The organism is Geodermatophilus sp. SYSU D00779 (genome assembly GCF_054050595.1).
Genome location: NZ_JBJGZQ010000018.1, coordinates 79,564 through 97,724, shown reverse-complemented (window position 1 = coordinate 97,724; position 18,161 = coordinate 79,564). Strand labels below are relative to the sequence as shown.

Below are 18,161 nucleotides of genomic sequence, written 5' to 3'. Positions count from 1 at the left end.
CCGCACCCACCAGGAAGGCCAACGATGACCTCCACCCCGATCCCCGCCCGGCCGGTCCGCCGGCTGCTCGGCACGGCCCTGGCCGCGACCCTCCTGCTCACCGCCTGCGGCGGAGGCGACTCCGGCGGCGGCGGGACGGGCGGCGAGGGCGCGCAGGCCGGCGGCACCCTGACCTTCGCCACGGGCGGCACCGGCGGCGTCTACTACCCATACGGCGGCGGCATCGCGAACCTGCTCAGCTCGCAGCTGGACGGCACGGTCGTGACGGTCCAGGAGACCAACGCGTCGGTCGACAACATGCAGCTGCTGGCCTCCGGGCAGGCGCAGCTGGCCTTCGGCCTCGGCGACGTCGTCTCCGACGCGGCCAACGGCGAGAACACCTTCTCCGAGCCGCTGCCGATCTGCTCGCTCGGGAACATCTACAACAACTTCACCCACGTCTTCACGACCGCCGACACCGGCATCACCTCGATCGAGGACGTGCGCGGCAAGCGGGTGTCGGTCGGTGCCGTCGGCTCGGCCTCCGAGGTCACCGCCGACCGCATCCTGCAGGCGGCCGGCATCGACCCGCAGGCCGACATCGAGCGCGCCCAGCTCGGCGTCGCCGAGACCGTCGCGGCCATCCAGGACGGCACCGTCGACGTCGGCTTTTGGTCCGGCGGCCTGCCCACCGGCGCGATCGTCGACCTGGCCAGCACCGACGAGCTGGTGCTCCTCCCGACCGCGGACTACGTCGACGAGATGGCCCAGCAGTACGGCGACTACTACTTCGCCGACGAGATCCCGGCCGACACCTACGAGGGCCAGACCGAGCCCTCCCCGCAGGTGGTGTCCCCGAACATCCTGGTCGTCCGGGAGGACATGGACCAGCAGCTGCAGCAGGACATCACCCGCACGATCTTCGAGAACAAGCAGCAGCTGCTCACGGTCCACCCGGCGGCCGAGGAGCTCGACCCCGCCACGGCCGGCGACGTCGCCTTCATCGAGACCTGCCCCGGCGCCCAGGCCTACTTCGACTCGGTGGGCTGATCGGGCAGCGGACGCAGGAGGAGCCGTCGTGGGAGCGTCGCCGGGGGCCGGGGCTCGCGCCGCGGGCCCCGGCGGCGCGCCCGCCCGCCGCCGGACGCTGCGGTGGCTCGCCGCCCTCGTGCTGGTGGGTGCCGCCGTGCTGGTCGGGGCGGGGGCCGCCGCGACGACGGCGGCGCCGGCCGGCGGGGAGGGCCGCGCGGTCGTCGTCCGGACGCCGGACGGCGCGGTGGTCGCCAGGGTCCCGCTGGCCGGGGACCGGTTCGCCGTCAGCTACCGCAACAGCGTCTACACCACCCTGGCCGAGGAGCGGTACCGCGTCCTCCCGGACGGCCGCTTCGCCCTCGTCGAGATCGCCGCCGACCAGGTGGCGGTGCTCGAGGAGTACTACGCCCTCCCCGCCGCCCCCCGGCCGGCACCGCCCGGCGACCGCCGCGGGCACGTGGCCGAGCCCGACCCCGGCCGGCCCGCCGTCTTCGACGTCCTGAACATCGCCGCCACCGACCTGGGCGAGCGCACCCTGCACGTCCCGGGCGCCGCCCCCGTCCCGATCTGGCGGCTCGTGACGGGGGAGGACCCCACCGTGCTACTGGAGATCGAGCGATGAAGATGAAGCTGCCGGGCCGCGCCCGGACGCACACGGCCGAGGACGAGCAGGCCCGCGCCGAGCACCTGCGGCACGACGGCGTCCACAAGGCCGCGCACCACGCCGCGCACCGGCAGGGCGGCATCGTGGACGTCGCCACCCTGGACAAGACCCCCGGCGCCGAGCCCCTCGACGATCCCGACCGGATCGACGAGGAGGCGCTGATCGCCGAGTTCGAGGCCGAGAAGCCCGCGCGCCACCTCACCGGCTGGCCCAGCTGGGTCACCTCGGTGGTCGGTGTCGGGCTGTCCCTCTTCGCCCTCTACTGGGTCTTCAACCCCATGCCGCGGCAGGTGTACCTGCCGGTGTTCCTCTCCGTCGGCCTGTTCCTGACCTTCCTGACCTACCGCGGCTGGCCGCGGTCGGCCAAGGTCAGGGAGGCCGGCAAGCGGGACTCCCCGAACGTCCTCGACTGGCTGCTGGCGCTCGTCTCGCTCGTGCCCGGCCTCTACATGGTGTCGGACTGGCAGGGCTTCTTCCGGCGGGCGATCCTGCCGACCGACACCGACCTGATCATCGGCACGCTGCTGATCCTGCTGTGCCTGGAGGCCGCCCGGCGCACCGTCGGCGTCCTGGTCCCGGTCGTCGTCCTGCTGTTCATCGCCTCGGCGTACTGGGGCTCGTTCCTGCCCGCGCCGTTCACCACGGCCAACTTCGGCTGGCCGCGGCTGGTCGGGCACAACGTCATGGGCACGCAGGGCATCTTCGGCACGCCGCTGGAGGTCGCCGCCACCTACATCATCCTGTTCACCATCTACGGCGCCGTCCTGGCCGCGTCCGGCGCCACCCGGTTCTTCATCGACCTGTCGTTCGCCGCGTTCGGGCAGTCCCCGGCCGGACCCGGCCGCACGGTGACCCTCTCGGGCTTCCTGCTGGGCACGGTGTCCGGCTCCGGTGTGGCGACCACCGTCACCCTCGGTGGCATCTCCTGGCCGCTGCTGCGGCGGGCCGGCTACCCCGCCGAGGCCGGCGGCGGCGTGCTGGCGGCGGCCGGCATCGGCGCGATCATGTCGCCGCCGACCCTGGGCGCGGCGGCGTTCATCATCGCCGAGCTGCTGCAGGTGTCCTACCTCGAGGTGCTGATCTGGGCGACGATCCCGACCGTCCTGTACTACCTCGGGATCGTCCTGGCGATCGAGATGGACGCCCGGCGGCACAAGACGCACACCGTCGCCATCGAGACGCAGTCGCCGTGGAAGCTGCTGCTCCGCTTCGGCTACCACTTCTCGTCGCTGGCCGCGATCGTCGTCTTCCTGGTGCTCGGCTACACGCCGTTCCGCGCGGTCGTCTACGCCACCGTGCTGGCCTTCCTGCTCAGCTTCCTCGAGCGGCGGTCGTGGATGACGCCCCGGCGGATCTGGTCGGCGCTGGCGCAGGGCGCGACCGGTGCGCTCTCGGTCATCCCGGTCATGGCCGTCGCCGGCATCATCGTCGGCGTCATGACCCTGACCGGGCTGGCCCTGCGGCTGGCCGGGATCATCGTCGACTTCTCGAACGGCAACGTCGTCCTCACCGCGCTGTTCTCCGCGGCGGTCGTCGTCCTGCTGGGGCTGGCGGTTCCGGTGACGGCGAGCTTCATCATCTCGTTCGTCGTCATCTCGCCGGCGCTGCAGCAGGTGGGCGTCGAGCCGTTCGCCGCGGCGATGTTCATCTTCTACTACGCGGTGCTCAGCGAGGTCTCCCCGCCGACGGCGCTCTCCCCGTTCGCCGCCGCGGCGATCACCGGCGGCAAGCCGGTGAAGACCATGTGGCTGACGTGGAAGTACACGCTGCCGGCGTTCCTCGTGCCGTTCATCTTCGTGCTCTCCCCGCGCGGCGTCGGGCTGCTCTTCGAGGGCGGCACGGAGACGGTGGCGATCGCCTTCGTCACCTCCGTGTTCGCCGTCGCCTCGCTGGCCGTGGTCACCGGCGCCTGGCTGTTCGGGCCGGCACGGGTCCCCGAGCGGCTGCTGTTCCTGGTCGCCGCCATCGCGCTGCTGGTCATGACGCCGACGTTCATCGCCGTCGGCGCGGCCTCCCTCGTCGCCGGCGTGCTCGTGCACCTGCTCACCCGCCGCCGGAACCGGGCGGACGACGCGGGCGGCGACCGGGACGTCGCCCCGACGACCGGGCAGGAGGTGGCCGACGGAGCGGCGACGGGAGCCCCGCAGCCGGCGTCGTCCCCCGTCGCCGGCACCCCGGCGCCGGCGGACCGGCCGCGGACGGAGCGGTGAGCCCCCGGCTCGTCAGCGGCGTCGCCGACCTGCACGTGCACGGGGCCCCGAGCCTCGTGCCGCGGCACGGCCTCGACCACGAGGTCGTCGGCGCGCACGCGCAGGTCGGGGTCGACCTCGCCGTCCTCAAGGCGCACGAGGGGTCGACGGCGGAGCGGGCGGCGCTGGCCCGCGAGCGGGCGGGGACCGACGGCGTCCAGGTCCTGGGCGGCATCGTGCTCAACTCGCCGGTCGGCGGGGCCAACCCCGACGCGGTGGAGGTGGCCGCCCGGCTCGGCGGTCGCGTGGTGTGGATGCCGACGGTCTCGGCTCCCGCGCACGTCGCGTCGGCGGCCCGCCCCGAGCTGTCGGTGCACCGGACGCTGTCCTTCCGGCAGGTCGACGTCCTGGGCGCGGACGGCGCGCTGCTGCCCGCGTGGCAGGAGGTGCTCGACGTGGTCGCAGCAGCCGACCTGGTCCTGGCCTCGGGCCACCTCACCTGCGCGGAGGCGCTGGTGCTCTTCCGCGCCGCCCGCACCGCCGGGGTGCGCCGGATGCTGCTCAACCACCCGCGCATGCCGTTCCTGCAGTGGGACGACGCCGCCGCGCCGGAGCTCGCCCGGCTCGGCGTGGTGCTGGAGCTGGGCATCCTGCCTGATCTCCTGACCCCCGACGGGCCGCGGTCGACCACGCTCGGCGAGGTCTACCCGCACGACCAGCTGGCCTTCGGCGGCGACCTCGGCCACGCCGACCACCCCACGATGGCCGAGGCGCTGCCCGGCTGGCTGGCCGAGCTGGAGGCCTGCCTGGGCGAGGCGGGCACCGAGCGGGCGCTCACCACCGTCGGTCGCGAGCTGGTGCTGCGGTGATCCGGGTCGCGCTCCTGCCGGGGGACGGCGTCGGTGCGGAGGTGCTCGACGGGCCGTCGCGGCTGCTGCACCGGCTGGCCGCCGACGGCGCGGTCGAGGTGACCGGGCCGTGGCCGGTCGGCGCCCGGGCCGCGGCGGCGTCCGGCGACGTCCTGCCCGAGGAGACGCTGGCCGCCTGCGACGCCGCCGACGCGCTGCTGCTCGGCGCGGTGGGGGAGGACCCGCGCGTGCCGACCGAGGTGTGCCCGCGCCCGGAGGTCGCCCTGCACCGGCTCCGGGAGCGCTACGACCTGCGCGTGTCGGTGCGCGGCATCCCGTTCCCCGACGGCCGGGAGCTCACCGTCGTCCGCAACCTCGCCGGCGGTTCCTACGGCGGCGCCGACGACCGCCTGTTCCGGCCCGACGGCAGCGAGGCCGCCGACGTGCTCCGGCTGACCCGGGAGCGGGTGGCCGAGGTCGTGCACCTGGCCTGCGACGAGCTCGAGCGGCGGGGCGGGGGACGGCTGGTGTCGGTGGACAAGGCCAACCTCTACGCCACCGGCCGGCTGTGGCGGCAGGTCGCCACCGAGGTCACCGGCGAGCGCGGCGTGGCCGTCGAGCACCGCTACGTCGACCGGGCGGCCTACGAGCTGGGCGCCGGGACCGAGGTCCCCGACGTCCTGGTGACCGAGGGGCTGCTCGGCGACGTCCTGTCCGACCTCGCCGCGGGCCGGGCCGGCTCCCCGGCGCTGTGCGGCTCGGCCTCGGTCCACCCGGGGGAGCCGGTGCGCGGCCGGTGCGTCGGGCTGTTCGAGCCGGCGCACGGCTCGGCGCCGCGGCGGGCGCTGCGCGACCAGGTCGACCCGCTCGGGGGCTTCCTCGCGCTGGCCGCCCTGCTCCGGCACTTCCCGGCCACCCGGGAGGTCGGCGAGCGGGTGCGGGCGGCGGTCGACACCGTGCTGCGGTCGGGCCCGTGGACCTACGACCTGGCCCCGGAGGGGATCCCGCCGGCGTCGACCACCGCGGTCGCCGACGCGGTGCTGGCCGCCTTCGACGCCGGTGGCGCGGCGACCGCCCCCGCCGCCGCCCCCGGAGCCGTCGTCGAGGAGCCCGACGTCCGCGTGCCGGCCGACGTCCTCGAGACGTGGACGGTCGACGTGCTCGAGGTCGTCGGCGTCCGGCCGGCCCACGCCCGCGACGTCGCCCACGTGCTCGGCTACGCCGACCTGTCGGGCATCGACTCGCACGGCATCGCCCGGCTGCCCGCCTACGTCGGCGCGATCGGCAACGGCGTCATCGCGGTCGACGGGGAGCCGAGCGTGCACTCCGACGGCGGCGCGGTGGCGCTGGTCGACGGCCACGACCTGCTCGGCCACCCGGTCACCACGCTGGCGTTCGACGAGGCGGTCCAGCGGGCGCGGCGGTACGGCGTCGGCTGGGTCGACGTGCGCAGGAGCAGCCACCACGGCGCCAGCGGCTCCTACGTGTACGACGCGGCGAGGCTCGGGCTGGTCGGGCTGGCCGCGACCAACACCGGGCCGATCGTCGCGCCCACCGGGGCCGCCCGCCCGTACCTGGGCACCAACCCGCTGGCGCTCGGGATGCCGGTGGCCGGCGAGGAGCCGATGGTCTTCGACATGGCGACCTCCGCGGTCGCCGGCGGCAAGTTCGAGATCGCCCTGCGCCTGGGCAAGCCGGTGCCGCTCGGCTGGGGCGTGGACGCCGAGGGCCGGCCGACGACCGACCCGGCCGCGGTCTACCCGGGCAGGGGCGCGCTGCTGCCGCTGGGCAGCGACCGCGAGCGGTCCAGCCACAAGGGCTACGGGCTGGGTCTGCTGGTCGAGCTCCTCACCGCGGTCCTGGCCGGTGGGCCGACGGGGCCCGGGGTGGGCAACCTGACGTTCCGGTCCGGCGCCCGGCCGCCGGAGACCAGCCACCTGGTCGTGGTGCTCGACCCCGCGCGGCTGGGCGACCCGGCGGCCATCAGCAGCGGGGCCGCCCGGCTGCTCGCCGGGCTGCGGGCGCTGGCCCCGGTGGACCCCGACCTCCCCGTGCGGACGCCGGGACAGCGGGCCGCCGCCGAGCGGGCGCTGCGCCGGGCGCACGGGATCCCGCTGGACGCCGAGACGCACCGGGCGCTGCTGGCGCTGGCCGGGCAGCTGGGCCGCCCGCTGGGAGCCGCGCGTGGCTGACCCCGCCGGGGAGGCCGACGGCGACCCGGTCGAACCCGGCCGGCGCCGCGCGGCCGGGGTCCGGCGCGCCCGGTCCCCGGCCGCGGTGGGCGCCGTGCTCCGGGCGGTGGCCGTCTCGGTGCTCGGCGTCCTGCCGGCCTTCCTGGTCGGCGCGCTGGCGGTGCAGATCCGCGCCGACCTCGACGTCGGCCTCGGCCTGTTCGGCCTGGCCGCGGCGACGCTGTTCACCGTCTCCGGCAGCCTGGCCCGCCCGGGTGGCCGGCTGGTGCAGCGGCTCGGGTCACGCCGGGGCGCCGCCCTGGCCGCGGCGCTGGCCACGACCTCGCTCACCGTCATCGCCCTCGCCGACTCCCCGGCCGCGCTGGTGGCCGGGCTGGCCATCGGCGGCCTGGGCAACGCCGTCGCCCAGCCGTCGGCCAACGCGGGGGTCTCCGAGCTGGTCACCGAGCACCGGCTCGGCGTCGCCTTCGGCATCAAGCAGTCCTCGATCCCCGCGGCGACGCTGCTCGGCGGTCTGGCCGTCCCCGGGGTGGCACTGGTCTTCGGCTGGCGGTGGGCGGTCGCCGGTGCCGTCGGTCTCGCCGTCGTCCTGCTGCTGGCCTCGCTGGCCGGCGGCCGGGACGCCGGGCGGAGGGCCGGCCCGGCGCGCGCCCCCGTCGCCCGGGCGCCGGACAAGGGGCTGCCCCGCGGCGGCCTGGTGGTGCTCACCGTCGGCGGGTTCCTCGGCTCGGCCGCGGCCACCCCGACCGGGGTCTTCCTCGTCGACTCCGCGGTCGCCGCGGGGATGGGCGCGGGCGCGGCCGGGCTGCTGTTCGCGGCCTGCTCGGTGCTGGGGCTCGTCGTCCGGATCGGCTTCGGGTGGTGGGCCGACCGGCACCCCGGGCGCAGCGCCTACCTGTTCATCGCCAACCTGCTCGCGCTCGGCACCCTCGGCTACGCCCTGCTGGCCTCGGGCTCGGTGCCGGCCTCCGTGGCCGGCGGGGTGCTGGCCTACGGCGCCGGCTGGGCGTGGACCGGCCTGTTCCACTTCACGGTCATCCGCGACAACCGGGGCGCCGCCGCCTCGGTCACCGGCTTCGTGCAGACCGGGCTGTCGCTGGGGGCCGCCACCGGGCCGCTGCTGTTCGGCTTCGTCGCCCAGGCCTCCTACTCGGCCGCCTGGCTCACGACCGCCGCCCTCAGCCTCGCCGGTGCCGTCACGGTGCGGGTCAGCCGCCGGATGGTGCGCCGCTCGCGCGGGCTGCCGGTGAGCGGGCGCCGGCCGCTCCGCCCCGCCCGCACGCACCCGCCCGCCCCGTCCCCCGAGGAGGAGATGCACCGATGAGCACCTGCCGGCTGCACCCGCGCGGCCCGAGCCCCGACCCGGCCCTGCTGGACCGGTGCCGGGCACTGCCGACGAGCACCCTGTCCGACAGCATGGAGCGCACCGGCGGCGTCTGCGGCGTGCACCCGGTGCCCGGCGGGCGGTGGCCGCGGGTCGCCGGCCCCGCGCTGACCGTGCGCACCCGCCCCGGCGACAACCTCGTCGTCCACCGGGCCCTCGACCTCGCCGAGCCCGGCGACGTGCTCGTCGTCGACGCCGGCGGCGCCCTCGACCGGGCCGTGCTCGGCGAGCTCATGGCCCGCTGGGCCACCGCCCGGGGGCTGGCCGCGCTGGTCGTCGACGGCGCCGTCCGCGACGTCGAGGGGCTGGCCGCGGGCCCGCTGCCCGTCCTCGCCCGCGGAATCAACCACCTCGGCCCCTACAAGGTCGGTCCCGGGGAGATCGGCGGCCCGGTGCACGCCGGCGGCACGGTCGTCCGCTCCGGCGACGTGGTGGTCGCCGACGCCGACGGGGTCGTGGTGGTGCCGCGCGAGCGCCTGGCCGAGGTGGTCGCGGCGGGCGAGCGGCAGCTGCGCGCCGAGGAGGCCGTGTCCGCCGACATCGCGGCCGGCACCTGGGACCGGTCGTGGGTGCTCGCCGCCCTGACCGAGGTGCCGGTCGGCGGGGAGGTGCGCCCGTGACCCGGTGGGGGCTGGTCGGCTTCGGCGAGGCCGGCCGGGTCATCGGCGGCGCGCTGGCCGCCTCCGGGGCCGACCTGGCGGTGCACGACCGCCTGCTCGCCGACCCGGACCGCGGCCCGGAGCTGGCCGGGGCGGTCCGCGCGGCCGGGGCGCGGCCCGTCGCCGACCTCGCGGGGCTCGCCGACCGCGACGTGGTCCTGTCGCTGGTCACCCCGGCCACCGCGCTGGCCGCGGCCGAGGGGTTCGCGGCCTCGGCCCGTGACGGCGTCCTCTACGTCGACCTGAACTCCACCGCGCCGCGGGTCAAGGAGGCGGTGGCCGCCGCGCTGCCCGCCGCCCGCGTCGTCGACGGGGTGATGACCGGCGGCGGCATCCGGCTCGACGGCCGCCGCATCCCGATCTCCCTGTCCGGGCCGGACGCCGGCGAGGCGGGCCGGCTGCTGTCCGGCGCCGGCCTCAGCGCGGCCGTCGTCGGCGAGCGGGTGGGCGCCGCCGCGGCGCTGAAGATGCTGCGCAGCGTCGTGGTCAAGGGCCTCGAGGGGCTGTGGACCGAGGCGCTCCTGGCGGCGGCGGAGCTCGACGTCGTGGAGCCGCTGCTCGCCATGGTCGAGGAGACGCTGGACCGCTGGCCGACCCGCGACTTCGCCACGATGCTCGTCACCACCCACGTCGGGCACGCCGGCCGCCGGCAGGTCGAGGCGCGGATGGTGCGCGACACCGTGGCCGGCACCGGGGTGGAGCCGCTCATGTCGGCCGCGCTGGTGGCCCGCCAGGAGCGCACCGCGCGCGGGCTGGAGCAGGCCGGACGGCGGCCGGGGGAGGTGCCGCCGACCCTGACCGAGGCCTTGGACGTGCTGCGCTCCCTGCCCGGCTGAACCGAACTGTCAGACCCTCCGGGCAAGGTGGCGGTGGCATGCCACACGCACTCCGGGGAGGGAATGCCGTGAAACTCGAGCCCCGGGCCGCCGACCTCGACCTCGCCGACCTGGAGACCGCCCTGCTGCGCGCGGCGGTCGGCGACTACTCCGCCGAGGCGGCGGTCCTCCTGCTGGCCAATGCCGGCCACTGGCTTCCGCAGCTGCAGGCCGCGGGCCTGGTGTGCCTGCTCGACGACGTCGACGGCGAGGGGTTGTGGGCGCAGGTCGCCTGGCCCGAGGTCGACGCCGCGCTGCGCGCCGGCACCATCGGCGGCAGCGGGAGCCAGCTGCGCCTGCTGCGCGCCGCCGCCTCGCTCGCCGACGGGCAGCCGGTCGACCTGAGCGACCTCGCCGCCGGCCTCGACCGCGCCGCCCTCGCGCTGCTGCTGGCCGCCGTCGCCCACGCCGGGGGCAGCCACGGCGACGACCAGCCGCCGCTGGCCGCGTGGCCCGTGCGCGGCTGACCCTGCCGCGCCCGCCCGTCTCCCCAGAGCGAACACGGGCGCGGGACACCCGTGCGCCGGTCCAGGATCGGCCCGTGGACGTCGTCGAGGTGGTCCCGGGCCTGCACCTGCTGCGGCTGCCCGTCGCCAACGCCTGGCTGTGGCGCGACGCCGACGACGCCACGCTGGTCGACACCGGGCCGCCCGGCAGCGGCCCGGCGGTCGCCGCCGCGCTGCGGTCCCTCGGTCTGGGCCGGGGGGACGTGCGCCGCGTCGTGCTGACCCACTCCCACGACGACCACGCCGGGTCCGCTGCGGAGATCGCGTCCTGGGCCGGCGCCGAGGTCGTCGTGGGGCGCGCGGACGCCCCGGTCGTGCGCGGCGACGTCCCCGAATCGCCCCCGTCGTTCACCGAGGCCGAGCGGGCGCTGCACGCCGTCGTCGCCGCCGGACTGCAGCCCGCGCCGGCCTGCCGGGTGGACCGGGAGGTCGACGACGGGGACGTCCTGGACCTCGCCAGCGGTGCGGTGGTGCTCGGCCTGCCGGGCCACACCCCGGGCAGCATCGCCCTGCACCTGCCGCGGCACGGGGTGCTCATCACCGGCGACACCGTCGCCGAGCACCAGGGGCAGGCCATCCTCGGCCCCTTCAGCACCGACCGCGCCCAGGCGTGGGCGGACCTGCAGCGGCTCGCCGCGCTGGACGTCGCGGTCGCCTGCCCCGGCCACGGCGACCCCATCCGGCCCGACGCCGCCGCGGCACTCCGCCGGGCCAGCGACCCCTTCGGCTGACACGCCGGCCGGGACCGCGCCCTCAGGCCCGCGCGGCCGCCCGGCGCTGCCGGTGCGCGGCCACCAGCGCGGGGCGCTCGCGCAGCAGCAGGTGCCGGCCGAGCACGACGACCAGCCCCGCGACGACCGCGAGGGCGGCGGTCGCGGTCCAGGCGACGGCGTAGGAGCTCACCGAGAGCAGCCCGCCGAAGGCCAGCGGCCCGGCCGCTGCGCCCAGGCCCATGCCGCCCTGGGTGATCGACGTCGCCTGGGCGGCCATGCCGTGGTGCATGCGGGTGACGGCGTAGGTCGACAGCCCGGCCCACGCCCAGCCGGTGCAGTAGCCGACCACCGCGCCGACGGCGATGAGCGCCTCGACCCCGGTGCCGAGCAGCGCGTAGGACAGCCCGCCCACCGACATCTGCGCGGCGACGACGAGCAGCCAGCGGGTGCGCACGCGGTCGGCCAACCACCCGACGAGCACCCGGGCCAGCGCGCCCACCCCGCTGGCCACCGCGGCGAGCACGCCGGCGGTCGCGGGGGCGATGCCGCCGGCGACGGCGGTGCTGACGGCGAAGGAGCCCAGCGCGTTGCCGGTTCCGGCACCGAGCGCCAGCCCGGCGGCGAGCACGTACAGCGGCGCGCGGCGGAACGGCCCGGCCGCCTCCGACGGCGGTGACGACGACCCGGCCGACCCCAGCCGCCGCGGACCCGGCACGGACAGGACCACGAGCAGCGCCAGCACCGCACCCAGGCCGAACGCCGTCCGCCAGCCCAGCGGGATGGCGACCAGCGGGACCGCCACGCCGGCCAGCAGCGTCGACAGCGGGATCGCCGCCTGCTTGAGGCCGTAGGCCAGGCCCTGCCGGCCGGCGGAGACCGAGCGCGCGATGAGGTCGTTGCTCGCCGGCTGCCCGATGCCGTTGCCCCACCCGGCGACGACCAGCGCAGCGACGAGGACGGCGGGATCGCGAGCGGCCAGCGCGACGACGAGCATCGTCAGCGCCGCGGTGAGCCCGGACAGCCGCACGACCCGGACGGTGCCGAGCTTCCGCACCAGCGTCCCGGCGGAGAGGGCCGACACCGCCGAGGTGGCGAAGAACGCGGCGACCAGCACGCCGAGCAGGGACGGGCCGACGTCCAGGTCGGCGCGCACCTGCACCCAGAGCACGCCGACGAGGTAGGCCGGGAGCACGCCCGCGGTGGTCACCGTGACCGCCGCGGTCGCCGCGCGGGCCGGACCCGCGGGCCGCCCCCGGCCGCTGCTCACCAGGCCCTGCTCACGAGGCGCTGCTCACGAGGCGCTGCTCACGGCCGGTCGTCCTCGGCGAGCAGCACGCCGACGAGGTGCTCGGCGATCGCCAGCGACGACGTGGCGGCGGGGGAGGGCGCGTTGCGCACGGCCACCACGGCGCCCCGCCGGGTGATGCGGAAGTCGTCGACCAGGCTGCCGTCGGCCTCCAGCGCCTGGGCCCGGATCCCCGCGGTCGCCGGCACCATGTCCTCGGCGGTCAGCTCGGGCACGTAGCGGCGGGCGGCGGCGGTGTAGGCCTTCTTGGACAGCGACCCGCGCATCTCGGCCAGGCCGGTGCGCCAGTGCTGCCGGGCGAAGCGCCGGAAGCCGGGGAAGCGGGCGATCGCGGCCAGCTCGGCGGGGGAGACGTCGCGCCACCGGTAGCCCTCGCGGGCCAGCGCCAGGACGGCGTTGGGGCCGACCAGCACCTCGCCGTCGAACCGCGGGGTCAGGTGCACCCCGAGGAACGGGTACCGCGGGTCGGGCACCGGGTAGACCAGGCCGTTGACCAGCGCCCGCTTCTCCGGCGTGAGCGCGTAGTACTCGCCGCGGAAGGGGACGATCCGCGGGGCGTCGTCGTCCCCGGCCAGGCGGGCCAGCCGGTCGACCTGCAGGCCCGCGCACAGCACCACCCGGTCGGCGACGACCTCCTCGCCCGACGTGCCTGCGACGACGACCCCACCGTCGGCGGACCGGAACCCGGCCACCTCGAACCCGGTCCGGACCGTCGCGCCCGCGGCGCGGGCGTCGGCCGCGAGCCGCTCGGTGACCGACACGTAGTCGACGATCGCGGTGGTCGGCGAGTGCAGCGCGGCGATGCCGGTGACGTGCGGCTCGAGCTCGCGCAGCTCCGCCCGGTCGATCACCCGGACGCCGGGGACGCCGTTGGCGCGGGCCCGCTCGGCGATCGCGCCCAGCCGCTGCTCCTCGGCGCCGTCGAGCGCCACGAGCACCTTGCCGATCTCGTCGTAGGGCAGCCCGTGCCCGGCGCAGAACTCCTTGAGCAGGGCGACCCCGCGGCGGCACAGCGTCGCCTTGAGCGATCCGGGCTCGTAGTACAGGCCGGCGTGCACCACGCCCGAGTTGCGCCCGGTCTGGTGGGCGGCGAGCCGGTCCTCCTTCTCGAGGACCGTCACCTCGGCGTCGGGCCGTTCGGCCAGCAGTCGCCGGGCCACCGCCGTCCCGATGATCCCGCCTCCGACCACGGCGTATCGCTGGACCGGCATCGTCCTCCGTCCTCCGGGTGCCTCCGCGTCGCTGCAGGGCACGGGTGGGGCCGCACGACCGGCGGGCGGCTACGGTGACCGTTGTGATCTCCGTCGCCCTCCCGGCCGCAGGCCGCCGTCCCCGTCCGCAGGGTAGTTCCCGGTGACCGCGCTCACGGGTGTGCTACCGATCACACTGACCCCGTTCACCGACGACGGCGAGGTCGACGAGGGCAGCATCGACAGCCTGGTCGAGGACTACCTCGGCGCGGGAGCGCACGGGCTGACCATCCTCGGGATCATGGGCGAGGCCGCCAAGCTGCTCGACGAGGAGCGCGAGCGGGTGCTGCGCCGCTACCTGCGGGCCGCCGCCGGCCGGGTGCCGGTCGTCGCCGGGGTCTCGGCGCGGGCCACCAGGATGGCGCTGGACTACGCCCGCCGCACCGAGGACGCCGGCGCCGCCGCCGTCATGCTCGCCCCGCCGGACAACACGCGGAACCTCGACCTGGTCTTCGAGCACTTCCGGCTGGTCGCCGAGGCGGTGTCGGTACCGGTCGTCGTGCAGGACGAGCCGGTGAACACCGGGGTCGTCATGCCCGCGCCCTTCCTCGTCCGGCTGCTCGACGAGATCGAGGGCTGCCGCTACCTCAAGCTCGAGGAGACGCCGACGCTGCCCAAGATCACCGCGGTGAAGCAGCGGGCCAAGGAGCCGGTGGGCGTCTTCGGCGGGCTCGGCGGGCTCTACCTGTACGAGGAGCTGCTCCGCGGCGCGGACGGCATCATGACCGGCTTCGGCTTCCCGCAGGTGCTGGTCGGCACCTACGAGCGGTTCGTCGCCGGCGACCGGGCCGGTGCGCAGGAGTTCTTCTTCCGGTACCTGCCGCTGATCCGTTACGAGGCCCAGCTCGGCGTCGGCGGGGTGACCATCCGCAAGCAGGTCTTCGCCCGCCGCGGCGCGATCACCTCGCCGCACGCCCGTTTCCCGGCCCCGCCGGTCGACGAGCTGACCCTCGCCGAGCTCGACGACCTCATCGCCGCCGTCGGCCTGTAGCCCCGTAGCCCACCCACCGCTCCGGCGGCGCGCTGTCGCGCGCCCGGGGCCCGTCCGCGAGAGGACACGCCCGTGCGACTGACGACCCTGCGACTGGACGGCGCGGAGCCGGGGGCGCTGGTGCGCGCCCGCGGCGCCGTGCCGCTGCCCGCCCTCAACGAGCGCCTGCGGACCGACTGGCCGGAGACGGTGCAGGAGCTCCTCGAGCGCGGCCGGGTCGAGGAGCTGCGCGACTGGGTGGCCGGCCAGGACGCCGCCCGGCTCGACGAGCTCGCGCTGCCGCAGGAGCGGCTGGTGTACGCGCCGCTCTACCGCCGGCCGCGCAAGATCTGGGGCATCGGCCTGAACTACGTCGAGCACGCCGCGGACCTGTCGGAGAAGGCGCCCTCGACCGAGCCGGCCAGCTTCCTCAAGCCCGACACCGCGATCATCGGCCCCGGCGACCCGATCCGGATCCCGCCGCAGTCGCAGCGCACCACCGCCGAGGGCGAGCTCGGCGTGGTCATCGGCCGCGAGTGCAAGGACGTCGACGAGGCCGACGCCCCCTCGGTGGTCGCCGGCTTCACCACGATCGTCGACATGACCGCCGAGGACATCCTCGAGAAGAACCCGCGCTACCTCACCCGCTCGAAGAGCTTCGACACCTTCTTCAGCTTCGGCCCGGAGCTGGTGACCGTCGACGAGGTGGACGACGTCGACGCGCTCGAGGTCGCGACGATCCACAACGGGCAGGTGCACCGGCGCAACGTCGTCTCCAACATGACCTTCCGGCCGTGGTGGCTCGTCGCCTTCCACTCCCGGGTCATGACCCTGCTGCCCGGCGACGTCATCTCGACCGGCACGCCGGGAGCGGTGCACATCCGCTCCGGCGACACCGCCGGCGTGCAGATCACCGGTTTCCGCGAGCTCACCAACCCCGTGGCCTGACGGCCCCCGATCCGACGGAGCGCATCCCGATGGACCTCGAACTGACCGGGCGGGTCGCCCTCGTCACCGCCGCCTCCAAGGGCCTGGGCCGCGCCACCGCGACCCAGCTGGCCGCCGAGGGCGCGCGCGTGATGATCTCCAGTCGCGGCGCCGACCAGCTGGCGCGGACCGCGCAGGAGATCGCCGACGCCACCGGCGCGCAGGTCGAGCACTGCCCGGCCGACGTCGCCGACGCCGCCGACCTCGACCGGCTGCTGCGTGAGACGCAGGAGCGGCTCGGCGGCATCGACGTCCTGGTGAACAACGCCGGCGGGCCGCCGCCGGGCGGCTTCGACGCCCTCGACGACGCGACGTGGCAGCAGGCCTTCGAGCTCAACCTGCTCTCCACCGTGCGGCTCTTCCGCGGCGTGCTGCCGCACATGCGCGAGCAGGGCTGGGGCCGGATCGTCACGGTGGCGTCCTCGTCGATCAAGCAGCCGATCGACAACCTCACGCTGTCCAACACCCTGCGCGTCGGCATCCTGGGGCTGGCCAAGAGCGTCGCGCTCGAGGTGGCCGGGGACGGCGTGCTGGTCAACACGATCGGCCCGGGCCGCATCGCCACCGACCGGGTCGCCTCCCTCGACGCCGGGCGTGCCGAGAAGACCGGCCAGTCGGTCGAGGAGGTCCGCGCCCAGAGCGAGGCCGGCATCCCGATGGGTCGCTACGGCACCCCCGAGGAGTTCGGCAAGGTGGCGGCCTTCCTCGCCTCGGGTGCGAACACCTACGTCACCGGCCAGGCCTTCCTGGTCGACGGCGGTCTGGTCCGGGCCATCTGATGCGCCTGGTCCGGTACACCGCGGCCGGGGGGCCGGCGTCGTACGGCCTGGTGGAGGGGGACGGCGGCGACGCCGTCGTCGTCCGCCTCGACGGGGACCCGTTCGACGGCGTCCGGACGACGGGGGAGCGCACCCCGCTCGCCGACGTGCGGCTGCTGGCCCCCGTCGAGCCGAGCAAGGTGCTGTGCCTCGGCCGCAACTACGCCGAGCACGCCAGGGAGCTGGGCAACGAGGTGCCGGAGATCCCGGTCGTGTTCGCCAAGTTCTCCACGTCGGTCGTCGGGCCGGACGCCGAGGTGCCCTACCCGCCGGACACGGAGAACCTGCACTTCGAGGGCGAGCTGGCGGTCGTCATCGGGCGGGAGTGCACCCGGGTGCCGGCCGAGGGGGTGGCCGACGTCGTCCTCGGCTACACCGTCGCCAACGACCTGACGATGCGGGACCTGCAGCGCGCCGAGAAGCAGTGGACCCGCGCGAAGGGCTTCGACCGCTCCTGCCCGCTGGGGCCGTGGGTGGAGACCGACGTCGACCCGTCGGCGCTGTCGCTGCGGACGACGGTGAACGGCGAGGTCCGCCAGGACGGCACCACCGCGGACATGCTGCTCGACGTCGCGGCGTGCGTGTCCTGGGTCAGCCAGACGATGACCCTGCTGCCCGGGGACGTCGTCCTGACCGGCACCCCGGCCGGCGTCGGGTCGCTGCAGGCCGGCGACGAGGTGACGGTGACCATCGAGGGCATCGGGTCGCTCTCCACCCGCATCATCGGGGGCTGAGCCGCCGGTCCACCCACCGCCCCCCGGAGAGTCGGCCCCTGCCCCGCATGGTGGGCAGGGGAAGAGGGGGGCCGGACCTCCTCGCCGGCATCCTCTCCCCCTGCCCCGCATGGTGGGCAGGGGGAGAGGGAGGCCGGACCTCCTCGCCGGCATCCTCTCCCCCTGCCCCGCATGGTGGGCAGGGGGAGAGGGGGGGCCGGACCTCCTCGCCGGCATCCTCAGCCCCTGCCCCGCATGGTGGGCAGGGGGCGAGCGTCGGCGGAGCAGGTCGGTGCGGCTCGGTCAGGTGCGCACCGGGAGACCCAGCGCCTGGGCCCACAGCCGGGTGAGCGTGGCGACGAGCCGCTCCTCCTCGAAGTCGCCGTCGAGCACCAGCCAGTAGTGCACCGCGCCGTTGACCATGGCGACCAGTGCGTGGGCGGCGTACTCGGCGTCGAGGTCGGCGGCGACCAGGCCGTCGCGCTGGAGCTGCTCGATGCTGTGCCGGACGCGGCCGACGTTGCGCTCCCGGGCCGCCTGCCGCTGCGCGCGGACCTCCGGGTCGAAGGTGGTCACCTGCTCGAAGAGCGCCATGAGCGCGGTGTTCTGCCGGTACATGGCGACGAACCGGCGGTTGGCCTGGTCGATGCGGTGCACCGCCACCTCGGCGGGGGAGCCGTCCGGCGGACCGGTCTCGCCGCGGGTCGCCATCGAGGCGTAGAGGTCGTCCATCGACTCGGCCACCAGCGCCCGGAAGACGGCGGTCTTGGAGCCGAAGTACGTGTAGAAGCTGCCGTGCGCGACGCCGGCCGCCGCCGAGATGTCGGTGACGCGGGCCTCCAGGAAGCCGTCGCGCTCGAACACCTCGCGCGCCGCGACGAGCAGCCGGGCCCGCATGCGCCGGCCGCGCTCGGTGGTCGGCAGCGCGGGCGGGGCGCTCGTGCCGGCGTCCCCGGGAGGCGGCCCGGCGGCGGAGGGTCGGGGCACGGTCACCTCCCCCGGCTCGTCGTTGACATTGACGTCGACGTCAACTTAGCTGCGATCGGCCCACCTGTCGTCCTCCCGAGGAGGCGTTC

At 76.0% G+C, this 18,161-nt stretch carries 17 protein-coding genes; 14 read left to right on the top strand and 3 right to left on the bottom strand.

All coding sequences use genetic code 11. The features are described 5' to 3' along the window. Positions 1 to 24 precede the first annotated feature (24 nt). The 10 genes from ACI79G_RS15700 to ACI79G_RS15655 all read left to right on the top strand — a co-directional run bounded on the left by ACI79G_RS15700 (position 25) and on the right by ACI79G_RS15655 (position 11,059). Positions 25 to 1,029, top strand: coding sequence for a TAXI family TRAP transporter solute-binding subunit (locus ACI79G_RS15700; protein ID WP_456882048.1), 1,005 nt, complete (start codon positions 25 to 27; stop codon positions 1,027 to 1,029). Positions 1,030 to 1,057: 28 nt separating this feature from the next. Next, entirely contained in the window at positions 1,058 to 1,633 is a 576-nt protein-coding gene (locus ACI79G_RS15695; protein ID WP_456882047.1) for a hypothetical protein, read from the top strand. After that, positions 1,630 to 3,885: a TRAP transporter permease gene (locus tag ACI79G_RS15690; protein WP_456882046.1), complete on the top strand. Its 2,256-nt coding sequence runs from the start codon at positions 1,630 to 1,632 to the stop codon at positions 3,883 to 3,885. The genes ACI79G_RS15695 and ACI79G_RS15690 overlap by 4 nt, the downstream gene beginning before the upstream one ends. Next, complete coding sequence (locus tag ACI79G_RS15685; protein WP_456882045.1) at positions 3,882 to 4,733, top strand: DUF6282 family protein; 852 nt, start codon at positions 3,882 to 3,884, stop codon at positions 4,731 to 4,733. Before ACI79G_RS15690 ends, ACI79G_RS15685 begins: the two co-directional genes overlap by 4 nt. Then, on the top strand, positions 4,730 to 6,904 hold the full coding sequence (locus ACI79G_RS15680) for an Ldh family oxidoreductase (protein ID WP_456882044.1): 2,175 nt from the start codon (positions 4,730 to 4,732) through the stop codon (positions 6,902 to 6,904). Before ACI79G_RS15685 ends, ACI79G_RS15680 begins: the two co-directional genes overlap by 4 nt. Next, complete coding sequence (locus ACI79G_RS15675) at positions 6,897 to 8,228, top strand: MFS transporter (protein WP_456882043.1); 1,332 nt, start codon at positions 6,897 to 6,899, stop codon at positions 8,226 to 8,228. Before ACI79G_RS15680 ends, ACI79G_RS15675 begins: the two co-directional genes overlap by 8 nt. Next, positions 8,225 to 8,908, top strand: a complete 684-nt coding sequence (locus ACI79G_RS15670; protein ID WP_456882042.1) for an RraA family protein — start codon at positions 8,225 to 8,227, stop codon at positions 8,906 to 8,908. The genes ACI79G_RS15675 and ACI79G_RS15670 overlap by 4 nt, the downstream gene beginning before the upstream one ends. Then, positions 8,905 to 9,783, top strand: a complete 879-nt coding sequence (locus tag ACI79G_RS15665; RefSeq protein WP_456882041.1) for a DUF1932 domain-containing protein — start codon at positions 8,905 to 8,907, stop codon at positions 9,781 to 9,783. The genes ACI79G_RS15670 and ACI79G_RS15665 overlap by 4 nt, the downstream gene beginning before the upstream one ends. Before the next feature lie 68 nt (positions 9,784 to 9,851). Beyond that, positions 9,852 to 10,289 carry a hypothetical protein gene (locus ACI79G_RS15660; RefSeq protein WP_456882040.1) on the top strand — a complete coding sequence of 146 codons (438 nt, stop codon included), beginning with the start codon at positions 9,852 to 9,854 and terminating at the stop codon, positions 10,287 to 10,289. A gap of 74 nt (positions 10,290 to 10,363) precedes the next feature. After that, positions 10,364 to 11,059, top strand: coding sequence for an MBL fold metallo-hydrolase (locus ACI79G_RS15655; protein WP_456882039.1), 696 nt, complete (start codon positions 10,364 to 10,366; stop codon positions 11,057 to 11,059). 22 nt (positions 11,060 to 11,081) lie between these two features. On the opposite strand, the gene ACI79G_RS15650 is transcribed toward ACI79G_RS15655, so the two are convergent. Further along, a complete protein-coding gene (locus ACI79G_RS15650) occupies positions 11,082 to 12,308 on the bottom strand; it encodes an MFS transporter (RefSeq protein ID WP_456882038.1) in 1,227 nt (408 codons plus the stop codon). A 38-nt stretch (positions 12,309 to 12,346) separates the two neighbouring features. Next, a complete protein-coding gene (lhgO, locus tag ACI79G_RS15645) occupies positions 12,347 to 13,558 on the bottom strand; it encodes an L-2-hydroxyglutarate oxidase (RefSeq protein ID WP_456882037.1) in 1,212 nt (403 codons plus the stop codon). A 142-nt stretch (positions 13,559 to 13,700) separates the two neighbouring features. Between lhgO and ACI79G_RS15640 the strand changes: the two genes are divergently transcribed. From ACI79G_RS15640 to ACI79G_RS15625, 4 genes are all read left to right on the top strand, one after another. Then, a complete protein-coding gene (locus tag ACI79G_RS15640) occupies positions 13,701 to 14,588 on the top strand; it encodes a dihydrodipicolinate synthase family protein (protein WP_456882036.1) in 888 nt (295 codons plus the stop codon). Between the two features lie 72 nt (positions 14,589 to 14,660). Further along, a complete protein-coding gene (locus ACI79G_RS15635) occupies positions 14,661 to 15,515 on the top strand; it encodes a fumarylacetoacetate hydrolase family protein (RefSeq protein WP_456882035.1) in 855 nt (284 codons plus the stop codon). Positions 15,516 to 15,544: 29 nt separating this feature from the next. Further along, positions 15,545 to 16,333, top strand: coding sequence for an SDR family oxidoreductase (locus ACI79G_RS15630; RefSeq protein ID WP_456882034.1), 789 nt, complete (start codon positions 15,545 to 15,547; stop codon positions 16,331 to 16,333). Next, the gene (locus ACI79G_RS15625) at positions 16,333 to 17,106 is read left to right on the top strand and encodes a fumarylacetoacetate hydrolase family protein (RefSeq protein WP_456882033.1); all 774 of its coding nucleotides are present in this window, start codon (positions 16,333 to 16,335) and stop codon (positions 17,104 to 17,106) included. The genes ACI79G_RS15630 and ACI79G_RS15625 overlap by 1 nt, the downstream gene beginning before the upstream one ends. A gap of 282 nt (positions 17,107 to 17,388) precedes the next feature. Here ACI79G_RS15625 and ACI79G_RS15620 read toward each other — a convergent pair whose 3' ends face one another. Then, positions 17,389 to 18,072, bottom strand: a complete 684-nt coding sequence (locus tag ACI79G_RS15620) for a TetR/AcrR family transcriptional regulator (RefSeq protein WP_456882032.1) — start codon at positions 18,070 to 18,072, stop codon at positions 17,389 to 17,391. Between the last annotated feature and the right edge of the window lie 89 nt (positions 18,073 to 18,161).

Bases quoted from the DNA above. Each gene is read 5' to 3' on its own strand.
- ACI79G_RS15625 (WP_456882033.1), top strand. From the start codon at position 16,333: ATGCGCCTGGTCCGGTACACCGCGGCCGGGGGGCCGGCGTCGTACGGC.
- ACI79G_RS15670 (WP_456882042.1), top strand. From the start codon at position 8,225: ATGAGCACCTGCCGGCTGCACCCGCGCGGCCCGAGCCCCGACCCGGCC.
- ACI79G_RS15690 (WP_456882046.1), top strand. From the start codon at position 1,630: ATGAAGATGAAGCTGCCGGGCCGCGCCCGGACGCACACGGCCGAGGAC.
- ACI79G_RS15700 (WP_456882048.1), top strand. From the start codon at position 25: ATGACCTCCACCCCGATCCCCGCCCGGCCGGTCCGCCGGCTGCTCGGC.
- ACI79G_RS15630 (WP_456882034.1), top strand. From the start codon at position 15,545: ATGGACCTCGAACTGACCGGGCGGGTCGCCCTCGTCACCGCCGCCTCC.
- lhgO (WP_456882037.1), bottom strand. From the start codon at position 13,558: ATGCCGGTCCAGCGATACGCCGTGGTCGGAGGCGGGATCATCGGGACG.